The sequence below is a fragment of the Maribacter sp. R86514 genome (assembly GCF_044597005.1).
Lineage (GTDB): Bacteria > Bacteroidota > Bacteroidia > Flavobacteriales > Flavobacteriaceae > Maribacter.
In genome coordinates this window covers 608102-631621 of the sequence record NZ_CP138999.1, presented here as the reverse complement: position 1 = coordinate 631621, position 23520 = coordinate 608102, and the positions used below count along the sequence as shown (strand labels likewise).

21 protein-coding genes are annotated in these 23520 nt (G+C 34.7%); 5 read left to right on the top strand and 16 right to left on the bottom strand.

Going from position 1 to position 23520, the window contains the following annotated elements; translation table 11 throughout:
• Nucleotides 1–9 precede the first annotated feature (9 nt).
• Nucleotides 10–456, top strand: a complete 447-nt coding sequence (locus tag SJY30_RS02615; RefSeq protein ID WP_396634063.1) for a hypothetical protein — start codon at nucleotides 10–12, stop codon at nucleotides 454–456.
• A 68-nt stretch (nucleotides 457–524) separates the two neighbouring features.
• Here the strand turns inward: SJY30_RS02615 and trxB are convergent, their stop codons facing one another.
• The gene (gene trxB / locus SJY30_RS02610; RefSeq protein ID WP_396634062.1) at nucleotides 525–1508 is read right to left on the bottom strand and encodes a thioredoxin-disulfide reductase; all 984 of its coding nucleotides are present in this window, start codon (nucleotides 1506–1508) and stop codon (nucleotides 525–527) included.
• A 222-nt stretch (nucleotides 1509–1730) separates the two neighbouring features.
• Between trxB and SJY30_RS02605 the strand changes: the two genes are divergently transcribed.
• On the top strand, nucleotides 1731–2426 hold the full coding sequence (locus SJY30_RS02605; RefSeq protein ID WP_396634061.1) for a LytR/AlgR family response regulator transcription factor: 696 nt from the start codon (nucleotides 1731–1733) through the stop codon (nucleotides 2424–2426).
• Nucleotides 2427–2432: 6 nt separating this feature from the next.
• On the opposite strand, the gene SJY30_RS02600 is transcribed toward SJY30_RS02605, so the two are convergent.
• The 5 genes from SJY30_RS02600 to SJY30_RS02580 form a co-directional block, all read right to left on the bottom strand.
• The gene (locus SJY30_RS02600; RefSeq protein ID WP_396634060.1) at nucleotides 2433–3566 is read right to left on the bottom strand and encodes a formylglycine-generating enzyme family protein; all 1134 of its coding nucleotides are present in this window, start codon (nucleotides 3564–3566) and stop codon (nucleotides 2433–2435) included.
• Between the two features lie 48 nt (nucleotides 3567–3614).
• The gene (locus SJY30_RS02595) at nucleotides 3615–6806 is read right to left on the bottom strand and encodes a glycoside hydrolase family 2 TIM barrel-domain containing protein (RefSeq protein WP_396634059.1); all 3192 of its coding nucleotides are present in this window, start codon (nucleotides 6804–6806) and stop codon (nucleotides 3615–3617) included.
• Between the two features lie 605 nt (nucleotides 6807–7411).
• Nucleotides 7412–7795, bottom strand: a complete 384-nt coding sequence (locus SJY30_RS02590; protein ID WP_396634058.1) for a VOC family protein — start codon at nucleotides 7793–7795, stop codon at nucleotides 7412–7414.
• A 222-nt stretch (nucleotides 7796–8017) separates the two neighbouring features.
• A complete protein-coding gene (locus SJY30_RS02585) occupies nucleotides 8018–8431 on the bottom strand; it encodes a VOC family protein (protein ID WP_396634057.1) in 414 nt (137 codons plus the stop codon).
• Nucleotides 8432–8435: 4 nt separating this feature from the next.
• Entirely contained in the window at nucleotides 8436–9365 is a 930-nt protein-coding gene (locus SJY30_RS02580; RefSeq protein ID WP_396634056.1) for an NAD(P)-dependent oxidoreductase, read from the bottom strand.
• A gap of 119 nt (nucleotides 9366–9484) precedes the next feature.
• Between SJY30_RS02580 and SJY30_RS02575 the strand changes: the two genes are divergently transcribed.
• Nucleotides 9485–9895 (top strand): Lrp/AsnC family transcriptional regulator, encoded by a 411-nt coding sequence (locus SJY30_RS02575; protein ID WP_396634055.1) that lies wholly within the window; start codon nucleotides 9485–9487, stop codon nucleotides 9893–9895.
• Between the two features lie 433 nt (nucleotides 9896–10328).
• Here SJY30_RS02575 and SJY30_RS02570 read toward each other — a convergent pair whose 3' ends face one another.
• The 10 genes from SJY30_RS02570 to SJY30_RS02525 all read right to left on the bottom strand — a co-directional run bounded on the left by SJY30_RS02570 (nucleotide 10329) and on the right by SJY30_RS02525 (nucleotide 20523).
• Entirely contained in the window at nucleotides 10329–11483 is a 1155-nt protein-coding gene (locus tag SJY30_RS02570; protein WP_396634054.1) for an SMI1/KNR4 family protein, read from the bottom strand.
• 268 nt (nucleotides 11484–11751) lie between these two features.
• The gene (locus SJY30_RS02565; RefSeq protein ID WP_396634053.1) at nucleotides 11752–12513 is read right to left on the bottom strand and encodes a DJ-1/PfpI family protein; all 762 of its coding nucleotides are present in this window, start codon (nucleotides 12511–12513) and stop codon (nucleotides 11752–11754) included.
• A 57-nt stretch (nucleotides 12514–12570) separates the two neighbouring features.
• Nucleotides 12571–13428, bottom strand: a complete 858-nt coding sequence (locus SJY30_RS02560) for an IS3 family transposase (RefSeq protein ID WP_396632138.1) — start codon at nucleotides 13426–13428, stop codon at nucleotides 12571–12573.
• The gene (locus tag SJY30_RS02555) at nucleotides 13428–13799 is read right to left on the bottom strand and encodes a transposase (protein ID WP_024479941.1); all 372 of its coding nucleotides are present in this window, start codon (nucleotides 13797–13799) and stop codon (nucleotides 13428–13430) included. The genes SJY30_RS02560 and SJY30_RS02555 overlap by 1 nt, the downstream gene beginning before the upstream one ends.
• 185 nt (nucleotides 13800–13984) lie before the next feature.
• Entirely contained in the window at nucleotides 13985–14680 is a 696-nt protein-coding gene (locus SJY30_RS02550; RefSeq protein WP_396634052.1) for a DUF4240 domain-containing protein, read from the bottom strand.
• A 134-nt stretch (nucleotides 14681–14814) separates the two neighbouring features.
• Nucleotides 14815–15468 carry a fructose-6-phosphate aldolase gene (gene fsa / locus SJY30_RS02545; RefSeq protein ID WP_036155370.1) on the bottom strand — a complete coding sequence of 218 codons (654 nt, stop codon included), beginning with the start codon at nucleotides 15466–15468 and terminating at the stop codon, nucleotides 14815–14817.
• A gap of 55 nt (nucleotides 15469–15523) precedes the next feature.
• Nucleotides 15524–17554 (bottom strand): transketolase family protein, encoded by a 2031-nt coding sequence (locus tag SJY30_RS02540; protein WP_396634051.1) that lies wholly within the window; start codon nucleotides 17552–17554, stop codon nucleotides 15524–15526.
• 518 nt (nucleotides 17555–18072) lie between these two features.
• Entirely contained in the window at nucleotides 18073–18750 is a 678-nt protein-coding gene (gene rpiA / locus SJY30_RS02535) for a ribose-5-phosphate isomerase RpiA (protein WP_396634050.1), read from the bottom strand.
• 115 nt (nucleotides 18751–18865) lie between these two features.
• Nucleotides 18866–19753: a universal stress protein gene (locus SJY30_RS02530; protein ID WP_396634049.1), complete on the bottom strand. Its 888-nt coding sequence runs from the start codon at nucleotides 19751–19753 to the stop codon at nucleotides 18866–18868.
• 80 nt (nucleotides 19754–19833) lie between these two features.
• On the bottom strand, nucleotides 19834–20523 hold the full coding sequence (locus SJY30_RS02525) for a Crp/Fnr family transcriptional regulator (RefSeq protein WP_396634048.1): 690 nt from the start codon (nucleotides 20521–20523) through the stop codon (nucleotides 19834–19836).
• Between the two features lie 116 nt (nucleotides 20524–20639).
• Between SJY30_RS02525 and SJY30_RS02520 the strand changes: the two genes are divergently transcribed.
• Both SJY30_RS02520 and ccoS read left to right on the top strand, forming a co-directional pair.
• Complete coding sequence (locus SJY30_RS02520; RefSeq protein WP_396634047.1) at nucleotides 20640–23036, top strand: heavy metal translocating P-type ATPase; 2397 nt, start codon at nucleotides 20640–20642, stop codon at nucleotides 23034–23036.
• A 287-nt stretch (nucleotides 23037–23323) separates the two neighbouring features.
• Nucleotides 23324–23512, top strand: coding sequence for a cbb3-type cytochrome oxidase assembly protein CcoS (gene ccoS, locus SJY30_RS02515; protein WP_396634046.1), 189 nt, complete (start codon nucleotides 23324–23326; stop codon nucleotides 23510–23512).
• Nucleotides 23513–23520 lie beyond the last annotated feature (8 nt).

Below are 23520 nucleotides of genomic sequence, written 5' to 3'. Positions count from 1 at the left end.
CTTATCACTATGAAAAAAATTATAGGTTTGGTATTGTTGATGCTCATATTGGTTTCAGCAGCCTCTACAAATTCTATCAATGAAAACTACATGCACACCATACAAGGAACTTGGGAGCTAGAAAGTTTTTATAATTACGACGGACAACAAGTTATAGATACTGTACCTACAGCAGATGGGTACAGACAGGTTAAAATGTACTATAACGGTAAAATTATGTGGACCAGATATGTACCAGTTGACAAAGTAGGTAGATTTGGTTACGGCACATATAATATCACAGATGACCAACTCATGGAAACCTTGGAATACGGTGATAACGAAATGATACAAGCCATGGATACCATGCGTATTTTCACCTTTGAACTTCAACTTAGTGATGACAGGTTCAGTCAAATTAGCTTGGATGAAGAAGGGAATAGAACCTTCTCTGAGAACTATGTAAGAATAGACTAACTAAAATCAATCTAAAAAAAAGAGCCCATTCAAATGAATGGGCTCTTACTTCTATATAAAATTATCTCTTACAATTTATATTGGTCTGCAACTGCTTCTTCAACAGAACCAATAGACGCTAAATAGCGTTCTGCATCTAAAGCTGCCATACAACCTGACCCAGCTGCCGTAACCGCTTGTCTGTACTCTTTATCTTGTGCATCTCCACTTGCGAAAACACCTGGCAAATTAGTTTTTGTCGATTTACCTTTAGTGATAAGGTAACCAGTTTCATCCATATCTAATTGACCTTTGAAAATATCGGTATTCGGCTTATGACCGATTGCGATAAATATACCTGTTATAGCTATTTCTTCCTTTTCGCCGGTTTGGTTGTTTACCATACGTAGACCTTCAACAACTTGGTCTCCTAAAACCTCGTCAACTTCTGTATTGTAACGTACGTCTATATTCTCAATGGCCTGTATTCTATGTTGCATAGCCTTAGAAGCTCTCATCTCATCTCTACGAACCAGCATGGTTACTTTATTGCAAATTTTTGCCAAATAAGATGCTTCTTCTGCCGCGGTATCTCCCGCACCAACAATTGCCACATCTTGCCCTTTGTAGAAAAAACCATCACAAACCGCACAAGCAGATACCCCACCGCCACGTAAACGTTGCTCGCTAGGTATATTTAAATATTTAGCCGATGCACCTGTAGAAATAATGATAGTCTCCGCTTCTATTTCCTTATCGTTATCTGCAACAACCTTGTGTATACCTCCCTTTTCCTTCGAAAACTCTACTGAGGTAATCATACCGATTCTTACTTCGGTACCAAAACGTTCGGCTTGTTGTTGCAATTGTACCATCATGGTAGGCCCATCGATACCCTCTGGATATCCTGGAAAATTATCTACTTCAGTTGTGGTGGTCAATTGACCCCCTGGCTCCATACCTGTATACATAACAGGTTTTAAATCTGCACGGGCAGCATAAATTGCCGCAGTATACCCTGCAGGGCCAGATCCTATAATCAATGTTTTTACACGTTCTATTTTATCAGACATAATATCAAGTGGTTCTATTAAATTCTCTATTACAAAAGTAGGTTTTTGAGCTAAAAACTTACAATATAGTTATCAAAAGTTTTTATACGAATATTAGCTATGAAGATAACTATTTACTATTTTTCGCCTGTTTTTCTAACTTTTAAGAATTTATTAAATTTAGAAAAAACGAACTTTCCCCCATTCTTTACGTATGTACAGTAGAACTTATATGATTATTGAATGAAAACCTTTAAATGCGCAATTATAGAAGACTCCAACACACAGCGGATGCTTCTAGAGCAAATTTTAGATAAAAATAAAAACTTAAAAGTTGTACATTCTTCTAGTGCAACGAATGAGAGTTTGGCTCTGGTAAATGATCTAAAGGTAGATTTTTTATTTTTGGATATTGAAATGCCTGTCATGAACGGATTCGAGTTTTTAGCCGGACTCACCATACAGCCACAAGTTATTATCACCAGTCATGATCAAAAATACGCGCTTGATGCTTTTGAGTTCAATGTCACTGATTTTCTTTTAAAACCATATAGTAATTCAAGATTCGATACCGCAATCGCAAAAGCAATCGATAAAATCAAGGCTATTAAAAAGAAACAGCCTGAGAGTAAATTAGTGGTAAAGCACAATCTTAAACAAGTTGAACTTAATGTACATGGTATTTTATATGTGGAAGCTCTAGGCGACTACGTTAAGGTCGTTACAGAAGAGCGCAACTATGTTATTTTATCTACCATGAGCGCTTTTAACAAAAGATTGGAAGCCGATAAATTTATCAGAATCCATAAATCATACATCGTTAACCTAAAAATGGTGGAACGTTACAACCACGAGTTCATCGAAATCAAGAACAAAAAAATACCGATCAGCCGCGCTAAAATCGTAGAATTAGATCAACTATTAAACTGCATAGATTAAGATCTATTATTCAGTTATCATATCTACTGTTGCAACTGTTCTAAACCCGGTATGTTCTAAAGAAGAGTCCATACTAGACCCCATTCTAGCAGATACACGGTAACTTGCACAATAAGATGCACTGCATAAGAACGAACCTCCTTTTATTACACGTTCTTTTGCTAGCGGATTATTTGGCGTAAACGGACTTTCCGCTCCTTTAGGGTTCACCAATACCGTATTTGTAGCTTTTGTTTCTTTATAGTAAGTAGTATTATACCAATCACTCGTCCATTCCCAAACATTACCTGCCATGTCGTATAGCCCATATGCATTTGGTGGATAAGATTTTACCGGCGCACGCAACTCAAAACCGTCTGCAATTGTGTTTTCTACTGGAAACTCGCCCTCCCAGGTATTTGCTTTTTCTTCTAAAACAGATACATCATCGCCCCAATTGTAGATGGTACCATAAGAACCTGCTCTAGATGCCAATTCCCACTCTGCTTCTGTTGGTAAACGTCTATTTGCCCATTCGCAATATGCCAAAGCATCTTCGTAAGATACTTGTACCACCGGGTAATTATCTTTTCCCTTAATACTACTTTTAGGTCCGTTTGGGTGTTTCCAATCCGCACCAATGGTCCAGTTCCACCACTGAGAGAAATCGTATAAATTAGGTACGGATGATTTTGCTTTTTTAAACGTCAACGAACCTGGTTTTAGAATAGAGTCATGTGGCTTTTCTGTACCGGCAGGCACTTGTTTTTTCAACTCTTCCCAATCTATTCCCCTTTCTGCGACCGTAACATAGCCTGTAGCTTTCACAAATGCGGCAAATTGGGCGTTGGTTACTTCTGTGGCATCCATAAAAAATCCGTCAACTATAACATCTATAGCCGGTTTTTCATGATCCATTGCAACCTTATCGCCGTTTACCGCTCCTTGTTTAAAAGTTGCACCAGAAACCCAAACCATACCTTCCGGCGTGGTAACACTTTCAGGTTTTTCACCTAACAATTTATATTCAACTGTAGGAGCAGGCTTTTCTACCTTGGCTTTTGCTTCTTCTTTTAATACGTTCTTCTTGGTTTCTGGCTTACAGTTAACCATACTCAATAACAGCAAACCCAAGCCTAAAAACTGTCCTTTTTTATTCATACCCTAAATATACTTTCTCCTATTTAAATTCTGATATATTTTATGAATTTAACGTATCGGACTAATTACGTAATCAAAAGAAAGGTTTTCTGGTTGTATCTGATATTTTTCCATTGGTAGCAATCCCCAGCTATTATCTCCACCAACACCCATTTGACTGTGATCTATATTAATATTTATTAAGTCTCTTGTAGGTATATCATAAGTATGCTGCTGTCTTTTCTGCATACCTTCATCAAAATCTGAATTTAATTGATGGTGTGCACTGAAAGAAAACAATTCTGGAGCAGTGATTTTTATTCCTTTCCCTTCCCTATTTTCAAATGACAAGGTTCTAATATCCGTTCTGTTTCCATTTTCCTGCGGACGGATATATTTAAAATATAAATCGGATACACTAGCGTTATATACACCAACTAGAGCAGAAGTATTACGATCTACATAATTTTCATGCTCTCCACTACCATACCATTCTACCTGATCGTAACTGTTATCTATAATTAGGTTATTTCCAAATCTTGGTAAAATTGGCAAGTCGTTTTCAATACCCATCATCTTAGTACTTACCAATATTTCGCCTTTTGTATTAATGGTATACATTACGGTTACCTCTCCATTTACCGCAGGTAAACTATAGGTGGCATTCAATTGTAAATCGTTTCTAATTTTAAACGGATTAGCGGTAAGCCTAACAGCGTCTATAACCTTCTTACCTTCATTAGATTTAACTATTAGACTCTTTAGCTTTTGAGTAACTGTAGCATCTTTCCATTTCTTCAAACGTTTAGGCATATTGTAGCCATAATCATTATCGTTAGGTGCTCGCCAGAAATTTACGGTCGGTCCTTTTTGTAATAGATTACCCTGTCCATAATCTATAGAAGACAATGTACCGTCTTTACTATTGAAACCGATTTCAAATCCGTCTCCTGTAACGGTAATGATATCTTGTTTTTTAGTCACTTTTAATCCGTCAATATTTTCTTCGAAAACAGATGGTTTAAAATCCGTTAGTTGAAATTGCTCATACGCCAATAAGTAGTGTTCAGGTAATAAGGCACTTTCTTTTTTTGTGGTCATATACACATTCAAATGATATTCAGAACCTGTATTTGGTAATTCTAGTAAGTCTATTCGAATTTCTTTAGTTTCATACGCCGCGATATCGACATCAGCAATTTTTCCCTTACCTACTTCTACCCCATTCTCTAACAATTCCCATGAAAAAGCATATTCCGAAAGATTCGTAAAATCATACATATTTTTCAGACTGATTTTTCCAGATTTCGGATCCTCAGCTGTAAACTTTACATATTGATATACTTTCTTAACCTCATACAAAGCCGGATGCGCAGAACGATCAGGATCAACCAAACCATTCAGGCAGAAGTTATTATCGTTCTGTAATTCCGCTCCGCCTAAATCTCCTCCAAAGGCATAAAATTCTACGCCTTCATCATTTATTGCTTTTATACCTTGATCTACCCAATCCCAAATGAATCCGCCTTGCAATACATCATACTTTTCAATAGCATCCCAGTACTCCTGTAAATTACCAACGCTATTTCCCATAGCATGGGCATATTCGCATTGAATTAAAGGTCGCTTTGGGTTATTTTCAGCATAAGCAATTGTTTCATCCACCCGTGCGTACATAGGCGCTTGTATATCGGTATTCGAGAAATTTGTCGCTCCTTCATACTGTACTGGTCTAGTGGTATCGTTTGCTTTCAACCAATCATAAGTATCAAAAAGGTTTTGACCATTACCGGCTTCATTACCTAAAGACCATGTAACAATCGAAGTGTAATTTTTATCTCTTTCGAACATTCTAATAGTTCTATCTAAATGCATTTCTCTCCACTCTGGTCGGTATGCCGGGTGAATGGCAATTGCGGCTTCATCGCCGTCTAAACCTTGGTTGGTTGCACCCATACCATGAATTTCAATATTGGCTTCATCAACTACATAAAATCCGTATTTATCTGCCATTCTATAGAAAAACTCGTTCTTTGGATAATGGCTGCAACGAATAGCATTGATATTATTTTGCTTCATTACCTGCATATCTTTCAAGGTAACTTCTTCGCTAATCACATGACCGGTAACCTCATCATGATCGTGCAGGTTTACACCCTTTATCAAAACCGGCATACCGTTTACCAAAAACTGATTGTTCTTAATTTCTATTTTTCTGAATCCGATTTTAGAACTGATTGCTTCGGTAGTATTTCCTTTTTTATCCTTCAAGGTAAATAGTAGCGTGTATAGATTTGGCTTCTCTGCATTCCAAGTTTTTACATTGGGAATTTCTTGTGCGAATTTCACTGTAGTCGCACCTTCAATAATGTCTACCTTTTGATCTACTTTAAAGACTTCTTGTGCCCCATCTAATAAAGTAATTTCTACTTGAGCACTTTTTTGCTTTTTGCCCGTATTTGCCAGTTCTAAATCTAAACTAAATTTACCGTTCGTATAGGTTTCATCTAAATCTGCCACCACAGTATAATCTTTAATGGTCGTTTTATTGGTGGCATACAGATAGACATCTCTATCGATACCGCTTAAACGCCAAAAATCTTGATCTTCTAAATAACTCGCATCTGACCAACGTAATACTTGTACAGATAAATCATTTTCGCCCTCTTTTAAGTATTTACCAATATTGAATTCTGCAGGTGTTTTGCTACCCTCACTATAGCCAACCATTTGTCCGTTAACATAAACATACATGGCACCGCTTACACCACCAAAATGTAAATACACTTCTTTTACTTCCCAGTTTTCAGGAATTTCAAAACTACGTTTGTAACTACCTACGGAGTTGATATCGTGAGGAATAAATGGAGGATTCTTAGGAAATGGATACACCACATTTGTATATATCGGTGTACCGTGACCCTTTAATTCCCAGTTAGATGGCACCGTAATTTTATCCCAACCAGATGTATCATATCCTGATTTATAAAAAGTAGTTGGGCGCTCTGGTACACTTGCCGAATAGTTAAAATACCACTCTCCATTTAAAGATTGATAAAAAGAAGAATTCTCCCAGCTTTCATTTGCTAAAGCCGACTCTGCATTCTTATAACGATATAAAGATGCTGTTGGCTCTTCTCTATTAATTTGAAAAATTTCTGGATTCTCCCACTCCGGATTTTCCCATTTTGGGGCTTGCGCGTTTATAAATACGGTGAATAAAAAGATGCCGAGTACGCAAATTTTAATGCAGTTTTTCATGTTCAAGTAAGTTAGTTTTAAAATATACGAATTCATCAACAGAATAATGATTTCGTAATTTTAGAGATTGTTATCAACGAAATTAGCATTGAAGTACATAAAATATTGAGCACTACAAATAATTTCATCTTTGCAAAATACAACTAAACTTGTATTTCTGAAAACGATAATATCCTTCACAGTTCTTCTAAGTAGAGGTATAACAAAGCTATTATCCATAACCGCTTAATAATGCGTATTGTAGCAACCAAAAATAAGGTTTTCATTTTTTTAAGCGCTATACCCCTATTGTAACTTAAAACTTACATAAGCATACACCTTGTAAATTCTACTTAATTCGTATCAGCACTTTTATGTTTGGTTATTGATCTGTATGGTTTGGCTATGAATAGTACGGGAGCAAACTAGCGTTTGCTTTCCGCCCCACACATAGCGAAATCTTTTGGTTTTGTTTTTTTCTGTAAAGCGAGATCCCAAAGATTTGGCGACACTATAAACCTGCCTGCCGGCAGGCAGGTATACACAGACCTTGGCGTTTAAGCCCGAAACCCGTATTGTTTATAGGGTGTATTGTAAACTGGCTTTTCCGTCCGAGTAAAGTCCATTTACTTATAATCCAAGACTTGTTTTTCGAATGTAGAACTGTCTTTAAATGCACATAAATTACCATCAGGGTCTAGGAATTTTGCTATTGTACCCCACGAATGTTCTTGATAGTCCACCGTTATATTGTTCGAAGTCAATTTGTCCGCAAGTATTTTTACGTTTGGGACATTCATGCGCAAACACATTTTTGCCCGTTCCGTTCCAGTTTTTTGTCCGTTATATTCATCATCCAATTCCACCATCAAATATGCTTGTCCGAATTTAAAACAAGTTAGATTTTCACTCACAAACATTCTTTTAAGACCTAAAATATTTTCATAAAAATCGACACATTTTTTGTATTCAAGAGTATATAATATTATTCCGGTTCGGTCAAATTCCATGATACAATTATATTTTTTTTAGCTTTTTTACAAAACATCTATAAAGTTAATTAAAAGAAACTTGAACCAGTTAAAAAGCAATTCGCTTCTATTGTATATGTTGTTGAAATGATACATTTTATAAAATTTAAACTTCATACAACAGTCGCTTAATCACTATTCAAAAAACTCTAGGTTTAACATAAAAGCCCAAAGTTTTTTTTTGTAATCTGTAGGTAATTGTCATTCAAAAATATAGTCATTATCTACAAAACTCTTAAATTCCAACGGGTTATTACTATAGTCTAAAATAAACAAGGTTTGTTGCTCTCCTTTTTTATTTTGATATCTCTTCTGTGGTTTTATTATAAACGCAATGTCATGTTTCTCTAATCTATCTTTTATGACCTTAAAAATCGTATTATTTACAATACAACCAAAATGCGGAATAGGAACCTTTAAGTCTTCCACTCTTCCACAATAGTCTAGATTAGGTATATTATCTGATACATGTGCAGACAATTGGTGTCCGAAAAAATTAAAGTCAACCCAGCTCTCTGTTTGCCTACCTAATTCACATCCTAAAACAATATGATAAAATTTAATGGTACTTTTTATATCCTTTACTTTAAAAGCAAGATGAAATTTTGTTTCCATAATCTTAATATCCTTTTTTTAATGATACTACGTTTCTTAATTCTTCATTTTTCAAAAACAACTTGTAATTTTCGGTAATTTGCTCTGTAGCTGTTTCTACATTTGTTAAGCTTGCTACATGCGGTGTTATTTGAATTTTTGGATGCCTCCAAAACCTATGTTCTTTAGACAAAGGCTCGTTTACAAAAACATCTAAAAACGCCCCAGATAATATAGCATCATCAAGTGCATCTATTAAATCAGCATCAACTACATGTTCTCCTCTACCAACATTAATTAGAAATGAACCTTTGGGTAATTTTTGAAAAACGTTTTTATTTAAAATCCCTTTGGTTTTATCAGTTAACGGCAATAGATTAATTAGATAATTTGAATTATCTAAAAACGAAACAAATTCACTTTCTCCACTATAACTTTCTACATTTGTAATCTGTTTTTTAGAGGTACTCCAACCTTTGACACGAAAACCTACTTGCGCAAATTTTTCAGCAACATAACCTCCAATTTTTCCTAAACCCAAAATAGAGATGGTCGTTTCATCTATAGTTTTATAGTTATGCTGTTTCCAAGTATTCGCTGCTTGCTGTTGTATATAAGTTTTGGCATTTTTTAAATCTAACAGAACAATGGCGAGTAAAAATTCCCACATATCGTTTGATAACCTTTCATCAACTATACGTGTAATTATATTTTCGCTATTAATTTTCTGCGAAGCAGTAATATGCTGAATTGAAGCGCCTACGGATTGGATAATTTTTATATTGGGAAACTGCTCGAACACATGTTTGATCGGCTTCCAACATATTACAAAATCCACTGTCTCTTTATTCTTTACATTTGGGTATACTTCAATTGTAGCATTCGGTAATTTTTTCTTTAATGCCTTTTTCCAAGGTTTAGGGTCTTTGTTTTCAAAGATTAGTACTATACTCATACATTTTAGGTTTGATACAAATGTATTATATAGCCCTTAGAGCCAAAAATCGATTAATTTGTAATTATTTATATTTACAGTCGATTACGTTTATTTTAAATAAAATATAGATTGATTCAATGGTAGACGATATAGATTTACAACTTATTGATATTTTAAAAGAAAATTCACGATTGTCCTTTGCTGATTTAGGCAGAAAAGTGAATTTATCTCCATCAGCTGTAAGAGATAGGGTTCAAAAATTGGAAGAACATGAAATAATTAAAAAATATAGTATACAATTAGACCATAAAAAACTTGGAAACGATATAGAAGCTTTTATTCTCTTGAAAGTTTTTCCTGGTCAACTCAAAAATGTCCTTGAAAAAATAAATGATTTTAAAGAAATTAAGGAAGCACATAGAATAACGGGCAATCAAAATATTCACTTAAAAGTCGTTGTGAAAAATCAAATATGCTTACAAGAATTATTAGACCAGTTTATGGTTTTTAGTGACACTAATACTTTTCTCATATTATCTAAAGTATAGTGCTAATAATTGTTAAAAGTTAGTATAAAAGTAGAAAGATCTTACTATTCGATTACCATTTAAACTTAGACTTATTTCTTAAAATACACCCACTTTGAGTTTAAAATTTAAGCCTATATTTTTTAAACACTTTGTCCATTTTCGAGCTGTATAGAAAAGCGTTTTAGCTTGGTTCCAATCCATTCCCAAGGGGTTACTCTATTTGCCCAAACCAACAGAACCTAGTCAAGAACTCTTAAAAGGCTTATGCCTATAGTAATTCTTAAATCTATGTCTATTGCGTATTGTATTCTAATTTTTTCTAGTGTTTAAATAAATGAGCAATAGCGGATTTATACTCAAAAGCCTTTCGGTTTTGCACTGACTTTTGTTTTCTTTTAAATACTCATTTATCTTTTAAACCGCTTATATTTATGTACCGTATTAAACAAAATTATTTTTCAAAACCATTATTTAAAACATCTTTGCCGTCATTTATTTGTTGCAAAAAATCAGTTAGATTTTCTGCTAAACATCTAATTTTTATCTCATCTGCTCCAAAGGCTATGATTTGTCCAGATGTGCCTTTGCTACCAGGTGCAAAGTCCATAGCTACAAAATTACCTCCACCATCTGTCATAAAAGGAATCCAATAAGGATTGGTGTACATTCCTATAGTTTTTCTGCCATCGGCAGAGTTGTTTCCTGTCAAATCGACAAGCATCCAGTTAGGGTCATCATAAATTTTTTTCCAATTTTTCCATTCCTCTATAATTTCATTAAGTGTCATCAGGTTAAATCCGTTACTATTCAAACGAGCATTGGGTATTTGATAAAACGTTTTAAGGTTTTCTGGAAAATCAAATTCTGTAAGTTCTTTAAACTCTTGGTATTCTTTTGAGTAATTTGAAATTTCAATAGGTTTAGATACTTCAACATCTACCAACTGTTTCCACAAGGCAAATAATCTTTCTTCGTCAAATTGGGGTAATTCCGTTCGAATGTATTTTTTAATATAATTCTGTTTTTCTTTGGCAATTTTTGCTTCTTGGTATTGTTTAGGTGCATTTTTATATAAATAAACTCCCATATTTTCATAAGGTTTATTATCTATCAACATACCAGAATTTACCCATTTCTGTGAAAATTGTCCTTTACCTAAAGTAAGCATAAACTGTGGATTAGGATTAAGTTCTGGTTGCCTTTCAAATTGACCATTATTCTTATATTCCTCAAGTGTTTGATATTGATTTTCAAATATGAAATCCATCCATAATTTAAAATTACCTTTATTTTCAAAATGCATAGCAACTATTTCTTTGTTAGACAAATAAGCAAAAGCATCATAAGGTAATCGATCGCTTTTCGGTGTAATAATGAATAATTTTAAAACCTTATTTTCTAATTCGCCTGATAATCGCTCCAATAAAATATCCCTAAACCCCATTTTGTCATAAGCTTTGTAGTTTCTTGATGTTGCCCTTTTGTGATCAGAATAATCTTTAAAGTCAAGTTCTGGAATTCTTTCAAATGAAATTCTATTGAATTCAATATCTTGAAAATTCAATTTTTTCAATTGATTGTTATAGGGAATGGATTCTGTGTTCATTTTATTCGAGCAATCGATAGTTATGAGAATTATGAATATCCAATATTTCATTTGGTTTTAATTACACTTAACGTATTTGAGTATGGAACGTAGCGTGCAAAAAGACACTAACTTTTCGGATTAACACAGAGCCGAATTTTTATATTTTGTTTTAATTTTTCTCTTTTTAAAAGCCAAATTAAAAATTTGGCGGTCTTAGTAAATAAGCACAAACCTTTCGATTAAGCACTTATTAGCTATGTTTTATACACCGTGTTGTAAGCCGTTTTTATTCTGTTTTACTAATCAATTTCAGAACTTCATCAGCTACAAATTTCCCGCTATTTGCAAAAGAGGCTGTAATTAGTCTATTTTCAGAATCAACGATTTCATAATTTGTTTTCTTTTCGTGATTATATACTTTTAGATTAGCACCTCTTTTTTTTAATTCGGTTTCCATATCATAAGGTAACAACTTTCCATAATCTGATTGTTTCATTATATTTTTTTCATTCCACGTAGGAAAACTTGTCATTGTTTTGTTTTTTACCAGATATTCACCTGATTTTAATTTCACATCGATAAGTGTAGCAGTTCCGTGACCGATTGTCCCAATAATTCCACCTGAATCATATATTTCCGATATTACACGAAGAATGTCTGCATTTTTATGAGTGTCCCAAAATTGTCCATATCCTCCTGGAATTATAACAGTCGAATATTCCTCAGGATTTATTTCTATTGGTTTTAAACTATTTTCCGTTTTCTTTTTGAATAATTTACTTTTGATGATTGATTTAACTAAACTTGTTGTATCTCCGCTATGATAAATTGGGATTTTTCCTCCTTTCGGCGATACAATATCAATTTCAAGATTTTTTTCAGAGAATTTATTGAAAGGAATTGCCAATTCAATTAAATAAGTTCCATTTGGTTCATTTTTCATTTCATTAACGTTGGTTGTAATGAAAAGTACTTTGGTTTTTTCATTACTTTTATTACAAGAAATGATCAAAAAAGACAATAGTAATATTGTAAAAATCTTATTCATAGTTCTATTTTTATCAAATGTCACGTCCTAAAATACGGCTACAGGTTAATATTAGTTTTAGGCGGCATATTGATGCACGTAATTAGGTGTTTTATAATCTAAAGATAAATGCAATCTTTTAGAGTTGTATAGTTTGATTGCATTTTTGGCTGCTTTTTTAGCATGAACCACACTGGTAAATGTCTGGTCAAGAAAAAATTCATCTTTTAGAATACCGTTTACCCTTTCGGCCAGGGCGTTTTCGTAGCAATGGTTTTCTTCGGTCATACTGATCTTGATTTTCTTTCTTTTTAGTATTTGGGTATAGACATTACTGCAATATTGAATACCTCTGTCCGAGTGATGAATAAGTCGGTCAATGTTCTTGGCATTGTAAATAGCCTTATTTAAAGCTCTGACACAACCTTTTAGTTCTAGGCTATCACTTAGGTCATATCCAACGATTTTACGTGAGTACATGTCCGTTATCAATGCTAGGTAACAGAATCCTTTAATGGTTCTGATATAGGTTATGTCGGAAGCCCATACTTGATTGGGTCTATTGATTTTCAAGTCTTTTATGATATTGCCATACTTGTAAAAGCGGTGATATGAATTGGTGGTTCTAGAGGAGTATTTCTTTCTTCTAATGAGCAATCGATTTTCTCTTAGGATACGGAACAGCTGGTCTCTGCCTACTTTTAAGTCGTACTTATGAAACTCATCTTTTAATGATCTCATGAGTTTCCTGGTACCTTCTCTAGGTAGTGTTCTTCTGCTTTTCCGAACAAGTTCGATTATATCCCGTTCTATCTGTTTTTTGATAACAAAACGTTTTTGGTATTTGTAATAGGCATCTCTTTTCAGATCAAAGGCATTACAGATAGTACCAATTGAATACAGCCTTTCATTACGGTTTATCGGTGCTACTTTCATCAAGGCTTTATGTTTAAGTTTTTTTTTAATTCTTCAACATCTCTATAGCCCAGGTTCTCGGCAGCTACCTCGAGATAGCTATCGGTCACCAGTTTGTCCAGGTCCTTTTTAATAAGAAGGTCCTTAAGTTGTTTCAACTCTTTTTGAAGGGCTTTGATACGGGAAAGTTCGTCGTCTGTTTGCACGGTTACACGGGTGTTCATTAAATCTTTACGGTCATACTTCTTGATCCATACGTTTATAGTACTGGATTGTATACCGTAAGTTAATGCAATTTGTCTTTTTGAATGGTTTCCTTTGGTAAGTTCTGCCAAGACTTTGAGCTTGAAGCTCTCACTATAGCGTTTTACATATCCATCATTTTTATACATATACTTGAAGTGTTTTGTATACATATTTCAGGACGGGTCAAAATGTTCGTTAACGTGTTTGTATATGGTTTGTTGCGTGGTTTAGCACGTAATTTAGCAAATAAAAACTGAAAAGAAAATCCGTGAGGATTTTCGTAAGTAGGCTAGAACTAGCAATAAATTATATACGGTGTTGCCACCAGTTTTTAATTCCACATTTTCTCAAATAACTTCGGGCAAATCGCTTTCATAGTTTCAGGTTCTTCCTCTTTCCAAGTAAACTCAAAATTCGGATAATTCCCTTCGTTAGTTTTGAAATCATCAGATATATAATCGTATAGTTCTTTCCCTGTTTTATTTTCAAACGCAGTTAATGCAACATACCAAAAACTTTCAAAATCATAATATTCTTCGCCTTCTACAAATTCCGAAATTAAACTGTCTGGATTTTCCTTTGCTTTATAATATGTGTCTTTTCCTCGTGATATAATCCAATTTCTAAAATATTCAAACCCATCGTCCGAACAACCACCATTCATTATATATCCAGCACACCACATTTCAGAGTTATAAGTATCGTAAAGAAGTTTGTCAGTTCTTAATCGGAAACCAATCATTTGTTTTGGTGTCAATTTTTCAATTTCTTTGACTAAAAACCTTTCTTGAGCATTTTTATTTTTAGTATTCTTTACTGAAGAGTCGACTATATTCCAAAATATTGTTTCGTCCAACATTTCACTCGTTTTCTCAATTTCTTGATTATAATTTTTTGGTGTTTCTTTTTTGGTTGATTCTTTCTTTCCAAAAAGTTTGTCAAATATTCCCATTTGGTTATTATTTTTCGTGTTTTGATTACAACTTAATATCAAAAATGATGTAAATATTATTGTCGTGAGTTTCATTTTTCAAATTGGTGGCAACAATCTTATATGTGCACAATTGCACATATATCTTTTATATCCCTACTAATATAAAACAAAAAAACCATCACTTTTCAGTGATGGTTTTTAATATTAAATTGATTAAATCTTACGATTTAGTTTCCTTTTTGGTAATCTGCCAAGAACTTTGCCAAACCGCTATCAGTTAATGGGTGCTTTAATAGTCCGGTAATTGAACTTAAACCACCGGTCATAACATCAGCTCCAATTTTAGCACAGTCTATAATATGCATTACGTGACGTACAGATGCTGCTAATATTTCAGTTTGGTAACCGTAGTTATCATAAATCATACGAATATCTGCAATCAATCCTAATCCGTCTGTTGAGATATCATCTAAACGACCAATGAAAGGCGATACGTATGTAGCACCTGCTTTCGCAGCCAATAATGCTTGACCAGAAGAGAATACTAACGTACAGTTAGTTCTATATCCTTTATCAGAGAAATACTTGATCGCTTTTACTCCTTCTTTGATCATAGGTACTTTAATTACAATCTGCGGGCTAATTTTAACCAACTTCTCGCCTTCTGCGATCATACCTTCGTAATCTGTTGAAATAACCTCTGCACTTACGTCACCGTCAACTACATCACAAATTTTCTTGTAATGTGCCAATATATTGTCTGCACCTGTAATGCCTTCTTTAGCCATTAAAGATGGGTTTGTTGTAACCCCATCTAAAATACCCATATCTTGAGCTTCTTTGATCTCGTCTAAATTCGCTGTATCTATAAAAAATTTCATATCGTCTTAGTTTAAATTTATTATGAATGTCTTTTGGGCATCCCCTAAAGATTATTTACTTTAAAAAATCTACTACTTGTTGGTATACTTGCTCTCCCGTAAATCCGAATTTCTCGTCAAGTACCGTTGCCGGTGCAGAATAACCGAAATGCTCTAAACCGAATACTTTTCCGTTTGGTCCCGCTAATCCTTCCAAGTTTACAGGTAGACCTGCCGTAAGGCCGAATACTGGTTTGTTTGGCGGAATCACTGCTTCTTGGTATGCTTCTGACTGTTGTCTAAATATACCTTCTGACGGAATAGATGCGATGTTCACTTTCAAACCTTCTTTCTCCTCCAATAATTTTGTCGCCGCTACCAAAGTAGAAACCTCAGAACCGTTCGCAATCAAGATAATATCTGGATCGGCTACTTCTTGTACCAAGTAACCTCCTTTTTCAGCGTTTAAAGCTTCCTCATAGCGATTACCGCTTTTTGCAGGTACATCGCCAATACCTTGTCTAGATAAAATAAGTCCGGTAGGAGTTTTTTGGTTTTCCATTGCCATTTTCCAAGCTACGTTGGTTTCTTGAGAATCTGCAGGACGCAACGCTACGAAACTTTGCTCGTGGCTATGGTTCTTTAATTTCTCTAACAGACGTATTTGAGCTTCTTGCTCAATTGGTTGGTGTGTTGGTCCGTCCTCTCCTACTCTAAAGGCATCATGTGTCCAAACAAACTTCACCGGTAATTCTTGAATACAGCTTAAACGAATTGCTGGCTTCATATAATCAGAAAATACAAAGAATGTTGCTACTACTGCCATTACCCCGCCGTGAAGCGCAATACCGTTTGCCATAGTCGCCATGGTCAATTCAGCAACCCCAGCCTGTAAAAATGCTCCAGAGAAATCACCTTTCTTTAATACACTGGTTTTCTTTAAGAACCCGTCTGTTTTATCACTGTTCGATAAATCTGCAGACGATACGATCATATTCTCTACATTCTGCGCCAAGTAAGCCAATACATTAGATGAAGCCGCTCTTGTAGCCTGACCTTCTTTTTGCTCGATAGAACTGAAGTCTAGGTTTGGTAATTTACCTTCTAAGAAACCATCTAATTTTGCAGAAAGCTCAGCATTTTCTGAACGCCATGCATCAATCTCTCTTTTCTTAGCCTGTGCTTCGTCTTTCTTCTTATTGATAATGCCTTCGTAGTACTCCTCTACTTTTGAATAAATATCAAAAGGGTTATCTACATCTGCACCTAAATTAGCCAAGGTTTTCTCATAATCTGCACCTGTATTGCCAATTGGCTTACCGTGTAGTTCTGTATACCCTTCATACGGAGTACCATCTGCAGTTACACAACCTTTACCCATAATCGTTTCACCGATTATTAAAGTTGGTTTTTCTGTTTCTGCATTGGCATCGGTAAGTGCTTTTCTTATTTGATCATGATCATGACCGTCAATAGTTACTACTTTCCATCCCCATGCTTCATATTTCTTGGCAGTATCTTCTGAAGTTACCTCATCTGTTTTTGATGATAATTGAACATCGTTAGAATCGTAGAACATGATAAAGTTGCTTAAGCCTAAGTGACCTGCAATTCTACCTGCACCCTGAGAGATTTCCTCTTGTACACCTCCATCAGAAATAAAACCATATATCTTATGGTTCATCCAATCTCCAAAACGTGCCTTCAAGAAATTAGCGGCTACTGCTGCACCAACACCCATGGTATGACCTTGACCTAAAGGACCGGATGTATTTTCAATACCTCTTGCAACATCAACTTCTGGGTGACCAGGAGTTACCGATCCCCATTGTCTAAAATTAGATACATCGTCTTTAGAGTAATTACCCAAAAGATAATACTGAGCGTACATTAAAGTAGATAAGTGCCCTGCATCCATGAAAAAACGGTCACGGAAAGGCCATTTCATATCAGAAGGATCGTAGTTGAAAAATTCAGAATATAAAATGTGCATGTAGTCTGCTCCTCCCATTGGCCCACCTGGGTGTCCAGAATTTGCCTTTTCTACCATCGCTACAGCTAATGCCCTTATATTGTCGGCTGCTAATTGATCTAGTTCCTTGTTCATTATATTATTAGATTATTTTTCAGGTTCGTGTTTATTTTACTATCTACAAAATTCTCCCCCAAAGATACTTTATAATAGGCGCTAATTAAAATATTTCAACTAACATAATTCTATAGTATTCAAGTATTAAACCGCTGATTACTTCTTAATTAACACAATACCTCTCTCGAAAGGGTTTTCGGAAAATGCAATATCTTCTTGATTTTGACTCTATAGCAGTTTAGCTCCTATAAATTAAGGAGTTACCAGTTAGTACTAGTTGATTTTTCTTTTATGGGATTTGAAAAGAAATGTACCCAAATGTGAAATGCACACAACAGTCTTTATCATCTTAAAAAGTAATATCACATTATATAGACATTCTGTATCCTTGAAAAAAAGCATTTTCAGCTCTTTCAACATCAAACCTATGACATGTGGATGCTAAAATGAATACAGTTCAAAGTACAGAAAACCGTAACCTGTGATTGGTTTTACCTGTATATGTTTATTCAGACAGTATATAAAAAGCCTAATCGCTATCTCTTTTTCACCATAGCCTGGTCCCCTTTTCCTATAATTACCAAATCAGTTGAAGTCAAGAATAAACCGGTTTCTACTATACCGGGTATGGTTTTTAATTGTTGCTCTAAATCGGTCAACGTTATATCAGTGTCCCAAATATCAATATCAACAATATCGTTGTTCTCATCGGTCTTATAGTCGTCATTGCCGTTCTTTCGTTGTACCGGGCTTAAGCCTATACCTCTCAATTCTTCAATAATCAATTGGGTTGCGAACGGTATGGTCTCAACAGGTAACTTGAACTTACCCAGTTTAGAAACACTTTTAGAGGAATCTGCAATTATAATATTCAAATTAGAATTATGGGCAACGATTTTTTCGCGTAATAATGCTCCGCCTCCTCCTTTGATCAATTGAAAATCTTCATCAACCTCATCTGCACCATCTATGGTAACATCCAGCCTTTTTGCTTCTGCAAGTGTTATTACATCAATACCCAGCTTAGTTGCTAGTTTCTCTGTTTCGTTGGAAGTTGCCACGGCTTTGATTTCCATGCCGTTTTGCACCATTTCACCAATTGCTTCAATCATAAAAAATGCCGTAGAACCTGTCCCTAGTCCAACTGTCATTCCTGACTTTACATATTTTACCGCCTCTAATGCTGCTACTTTTTTTTCGTTTACCGCGCTCACTTTTAGTACAAATTATAGTTTATCTGATGCTAAAGATATTTAGAAATAATAGATAGCATTACCCAAACTATAAAGTAATATTCAAAAAATTACGATTTAGACCTTTTAAACCACACTAAGAAAAAAGGTTATAACGGCTAACACTGGTGTTATTCTCAACAAGTTGTAATGATAATAAAGGAACATGACAGCAAAATGTAGACCTACCTACGATATAATCATTACATAAATTTCTTAGATAACCGTTTACATTATTAGACATAACAAGCAATTGGCAGTTAGTATGATTAACATAGCTTTTTAAAGTAGGGCTTAAAGAAGTTTCTGTATCCAATTTGTAAAAATCATGAGAGATGCCGCCTAACTTATCAGTAATAATTTGATGATTTATCTGCTGTAATTCCATTATCTGATCAGTTGTATTTTGCATACTCGCAATTTGTATCGCGCTATTAAAATACTTTGCCAAATTTACCACAGGGTTTAATTCATCTCCCTTAAATAAATGATTTTGTTCTGAAATGACGGAGATGGAATGCAAATTTTCAAATGGAACCCTTGGCGGAATTACCATTACAGGACACTGATAGCCATGATTTAATATTCTTACCGTATTTCTGCCAAAAAATATAGTTTCATCATCAGCACCACCGCTAGCACTCATAATGATATAATCAATTTTTCGATCTTCTACCACTTCTTCAACTTCATCTACCAACATTGAAAAAGTAGAAATAGCGGTGTATTGATGAAGCGCATTTCTGTATTCTTTTTTAATACGATGTATCGTTCTACGCAACCCTTTTTCTGAGGCGGATTTAGCAGAACAACCCTTGTTCATATCCGATACCCTACCTGCCATTAAGCGATTACTGTGCATTTCTGGTGTGTAGGCATTTAAGAAGTAAAATACACATTCAGATTCTGCAAACAATTGCAAGGCATACTTTGTTGCGTTCCATGCTGCTAACGAGAAATCGGTCGGTATTAAAATATTTTTCATAAATGAGGCTCATCATTTGACTATAAAAGTAGTTTCACCAATGAATTGAAACTATGACATTTATCAACTTCGACAATTATTTAAAAACCATCTACAAGTTCTTGTAAGATGTCCTCTTCTAAAACTCCGATCTTTTTCCCTTCTGTCTTTATAAGTCCCTTTTTCTTAAACTCCGAAATCATACGTATTAAAGATTCGGTTGCAGCCCCTACTATATTGGCATAATCATCTCTACTTAAGGTCAATGACAGAAATCCGTTTTCATCTTCTCCGTAATTTTTCTTTAAATATATAAAGGCTTCCGCTAGGCGTTGTTTTACCGTTTTCTGAGACATATTCACAATAACATCATCTGCCTCTTTTAAGTCATGAGCCAAATGACGCAATACTTCCAAAGAAAAATTAGGATTCGTATTCAGGGTATTGGATATTATTTCTTTTGGTATAAAACAAACTTCCATATCATTTATGGCCATAGCACTTAAATTGGTAAAATCTTCAGCAATAACAGAACGTTGCCCCATTATCTCGCCTTTATTGGTCAATTTTACAATTTGCTCTTTACCATTGCTGCTTAATTTAGACAACTTTGAAACACCGTTTCTAACACAAAAAACGCCATCTAATTTTTGCCCCTCTATAAATAAAGCTTCTCCCTTTTTAATCTTCTTGGATATTTTAGCGTCCGATACCCTTTTTAATTCGTCTTTGTTCAATGCACGGAGTGAATTAAATTGTCTAATGATACAATTCTCACATCTATTTTCCATGGCTACATTTTTAAATATGTAGCAAAATTACACAAGCCCCTAATTGTAATAAGTGACAATTATCATATTTTAAAAAGTGTTTCATTTTCACCTTTGTATCATATTAGTTAATAATTATGCAGGCAGATACATGTTTTCATTGCGGTGACCCTTGTGATAGACAGCTTATAACATTTGATGAAAAATCATTTTGTTGTGCGGGTTGTAAAACCGTGTATGAAATTTTCTCTACAAACGATCTATCTCATTATTATGAACTACAAGAAGCCGCAGGCTCTACACCTAAAGCCATTGAAGGAAAATATGATTTTTTGGATAATGAAGAAATCATAGCTAAACTTACAGAATTCAATGACGGTAATATTCAAATCATTAACCTATATATACCGACTATTCACTGTAGTTCATGTATTTGGATTTTAGAGAATTTGAATAAACTGAACAAGCACGTTACTAACTCTCAGGTAGATTTTCCAAAGAAAACCATTAGGGTTACTTATAAAAATGAAGATTTCAGCTTAAAGAACTTAGTCTTGCTCTTAGCGAAAATAGGGTATGAACCTTATATTTCACTAGAAGACTTTGAAGGTAAAAAGAAAATAACGGATCGTAGCCTGATTTATAAACTTGGCGTTGCCGGCTTTGCTTTTGGTAATGTGATGTTTTTATCTTTTCCAGATTATTTTGACCTTGGATCTAGTGCTGCTTCTGGCGGTGAGTATTGGCTGAACAAATATCAAGATTTATTTAGATGGATGATGTTCATCTTTTCTCTACCCGTTGTCTTCTATGCCGGATGGGATTATTTTGTATCCGCTTATAAAGGGTTACGGGCTAAGCTTTTAAATATAGATGTACCTATTGCCCTTGGCATTTTAGTACTATTCTTAAGAAGTACGTATGACATCGCCTTTAACTTGGGGAGCGGGTTTTTCGATTCCCTTACCGGACTCGTATTCTTTCTACTACTAGGTAAATTTTTTCAACAAAGAACCTATAGCTTTTTATCTTTTGAGCGCGATTATAAATCATACTTCCCTATTGCAATTACCAGACTAAATTTAAAAGGTAAGGAAGAAACCGTACCTGTTCAGGAAATTGAAAAGGGTGATAGAATAATGATCCGTAATGAAGAGATGATTCCCGTTGATGGTACTTTGGTATATGGTAACGCACAAATAGATTATAGTTTTGTTTCTGGCGAATCTGAACCTGTGTCCAAAGAAATTGGAGAACAAGTTTTTGCAGGCGGTAAGCAACTGAACGGTGTTATTGAAATGATTGCTTTAAAATCTGTTTCTCAAAGTTACCTGACCCAATTATGGGGCAACGCTGTTTTTAAAACGGATAAGGTAACCACTTTTCAAAACCTTACCGATAGCATTGGTAAACGTTTTACCATTGCCGTACTTTCTATTGCATTTATTGCAACCGCTTTTTGGCTTTACTATGATCCGTCTAAAGCTATGAACGTTTTTACAGCGGTATTGATTATTGCTTGCCCGTGTGCCATAGCATTGGCCTCACCATTTACCTTGGGTAATATGCTACGTATTTTCGGTAAAAAGAAATTCTATATTAAAGACACCCAAACTATTGAGCGTTTGTCAAAAATAGATACTGCTATTTTTGATAAAACGGGTACCATTACCACTTCTCAAAAAAGTACGGCCCATTATGAAGGTATGCCATTATCTCCTGAAGAAGAATCTATTTTAAAGAACACTATAAGAGCTTCTAACCACCCTTTAAGCAGATCTTTATATGATCTACTTAAAGAGCAGAATATCATTACATTAGACGAGTACGAAGAACATGTAGGTAAAGGACTTGAAAGCTCTAAAGACGATATAAACATGAAGATCGGCTCTGCCAATTTTGTAGGTAAAGGCAGTTCAGAAAATCTATTGGATACCTCTATATACATCAGCTCTAACGATGCCTATAAAGGAAGGTATGTTTTTCAAAATCAATATCGTGACGGACTTTCAACTGTATTCAAAAACATGTCAGCATCAATGAATCTAGCCATACTTTCTGGTGATAACGAAGGGGAAAAGGAACGCTTAGAAGCATTACTACCAAAAATGACTCCGTTATACTTTAACCAAAAACCAGAAACAAAACTAGACTTCATAAAATCGTTACAAGAACAAGGTAAAAAAGTTTTAATGGTAGGCGACGGATTAAATGATGCCGGAGCTTTGGCACAAAGTAACGTGGGCATTGCCATATCTGAAAATATCAATGTCTTCTCCCCTGCTTGCGATGCCATTTTAGATGCCTCTAAATTTCAGCAACTCTACAGCTATATACTTGCATCTAAAAAAGCAATGCGCATTATAAAAATGAGCTTTGTTTTATCTTTACTTTATAACTGTGTAGGACTTTATTTTGCCATTACCGGACAGCTAGAGCCAGTAATAGCCGCTATTTTAATGCCTTTAAGCTCTATCAGCATCGTTATTTTCACTACGCTAATGACAAACCTTATTGGCAGAAAACTTTCTTAAAACAGTTTTGGGCAACACAAAGCCCATGTTATTTTTTAAAGAAACAACCGTTTTGGTTTAACAACGTATCACTTCAAAAAATTTATCGGCTTTTTTAACAAATAAACTATTCATATCATCTATTTCCACAGACTGTTAAAGTTAACAAAATCAATACTTAACAACTATCAAATCACCCCATAACCTATTAACCTTTTTTACTTTTCTAAGAATTTTTTTAAAGTATGACAATTGTCATTTTCTAAGGTTGACAACCCTCTTATTTTTACACCATAATTCAGGTAGGTATGAGTGTTATTTATATTTTATTGGCAATTAGCCTTGTGGTGGCAATTATCTTTTTTGTCGCTTTTATCGTATCGGTCAGGCAAGGACAATATGATGATGCTTACACACCTTCTGTACGTATGCTTTTTGAAGATGAACTGGTGAAACCTATGAAGGAAACAGGAAATGTCGTGAAGAGTGAAGAGTGAAGAGTGAA

What these genes read in the sequence shown, in the direction of transcription:
- SJY30_RS02615 (WP_396634063.1), top strand. Translation starts at nt 10, where the DNA reads ATGAAAAAAATTATAGGTTTGGTATTGTTGATGCTCATATTGGTTTCA.
- trxB (WP_396634062.1), bottom strand. Translation starts at nt 1,508, where the DNA reads ATGTCTGATAAAATAGAACGTGTAAAAACATTGATTATAGGATCTGGC.
- SJY30_RS02605 (WP_396634061.1), top strand. Translation starts at nt 1,731, where the DNA reads ATGAAAACCTTTAAATGCGCAATTATAGAAGACTCCAACACACAGCGG.
- SJY30_RS02600 (WP_396634060.1), bottom strand. Translation starts at nt 3,566, where the DNA reads ATGAATAAAAAAGGACAGTTTTTAGGCTTGGGTTTGCTGTTATTGAGT.
- SJY30_RS02595 (WP_396634059.1), bottom strand. Translation starts at nt 6,806, where the DNA reads ATGAAAAACTGCATTAAAATTTGCGTACTCGGCATCTTTTTATTCACC.
- SJY30_RS02590 (WP_396634058.1), bottom strand. Translation starts at nt 7,795, where the DNA reads ATGGAATTTGACCGAACCGGAATAATATTATATACTCTTGAATACAAA.
- SJY30_RS02585 (WP_396634057.1), bottom strand. Translation starts at nt 8,431, where the DNA reads ATGGAAACAAAATTTCATCTTGCTTTTAAAGTAAAGGATATAAAAAGT.
- SJY30_RS02580 (WP_396634056.1), bottom strand. Translation starts at nt 9,365, where the DNA reads ATGAGTATAGTACTAATCTTTGAAAACAAAGACCCTAAACCTTGGAAA.
- SJY30_RS02575 (WP_396634055.1), top strand. Translation starts at nt 9,485, where the DNA reads ATGGTAGACGATATAGATTTACAACTTATTGATATTTTAAAAGAAAAT.
- SJY30_RS02570 (WP_396634054.1), bottom strand. Translation starts at nt 11,483, where the DNA reads ATGAACACAGAATCCATTCCCTATAACAATCAATTGAAAAAATTGAAT.
- SJY30_RS02565 (WP_396634053.1), bottom strand. Translation starts at nt 12,513, where the DNA reads ATGAATAAGATTTTTACAATATTACTATTGTCTTTTTTGATCATTTCT.
- SJY30_RS02560 (WP_396632138.1), bottom strand. Translation starts at nt 13,428, where the DNA reads ATGAAAGTAGCACCGATAAACCGTAATGAAAGGCTGTATTCAATTGGT.
- SJY30_RS02555 (WP_024479941.1), bottom strand. Translation starts at nt 13,799, where the DNA reads ATGTATAAAAATGATGGATATGTAAAACGCTATAGTGAGAGCTTCAAG.
- SJY30_RS02550 (WP_396634052.1), bottom strand. Translation starts at nt 14,680, where the DNA reads ATGAAACTCACGACAATAATATTTACATCATTTTTGATATTAAGTTGT.
- fsa (WP_036155370.1), bottom strand. Translation starts at nt 15,468, where the DNA reads ATGAAATTTTTTATAGATACAGCGAATTTAGACGAGATCAAAGAAGCT.
- SJY30_RS02540 (WP_396634051.1), bottom strand. Translation starts at nt 17,554, where the DNA reads ATGAACAAGGAACTAGATCAATTAGCAGCCGACAATATAAGGGCATTA.
- SJY30_RS02530 (WP_396634049.1), bottom strand. Translation starts at nt 19,753, where the DNA reads ATGAAAAATATTTTAATACCGACCGATTTCTCGTTAGCAGCATGGAAC.
- SJY30_RS02525 (WP_396634048.1), bottom strand. Translation starts at nt 20,523, where the DNA reads ATGGAAAATAGATGTGAGAATTGTATCATTAGACAATTTAATTCACTC.
- SJY30_RS02520 (WP_396634047.1), top strand. Translation starts at nt 20,640, where the DNA reads ATGCAGGCAGATACATGTTTTCATTGCGGTGACCCTTGTGATAGACAG.
- ccoS (WP_396634046.1), top strand. Translation starts at nt 23,324, where the DNA reads ATGAGTGTTATTTATATTTTATTGGCAATTAGCCTTGTGGTGGCAATT.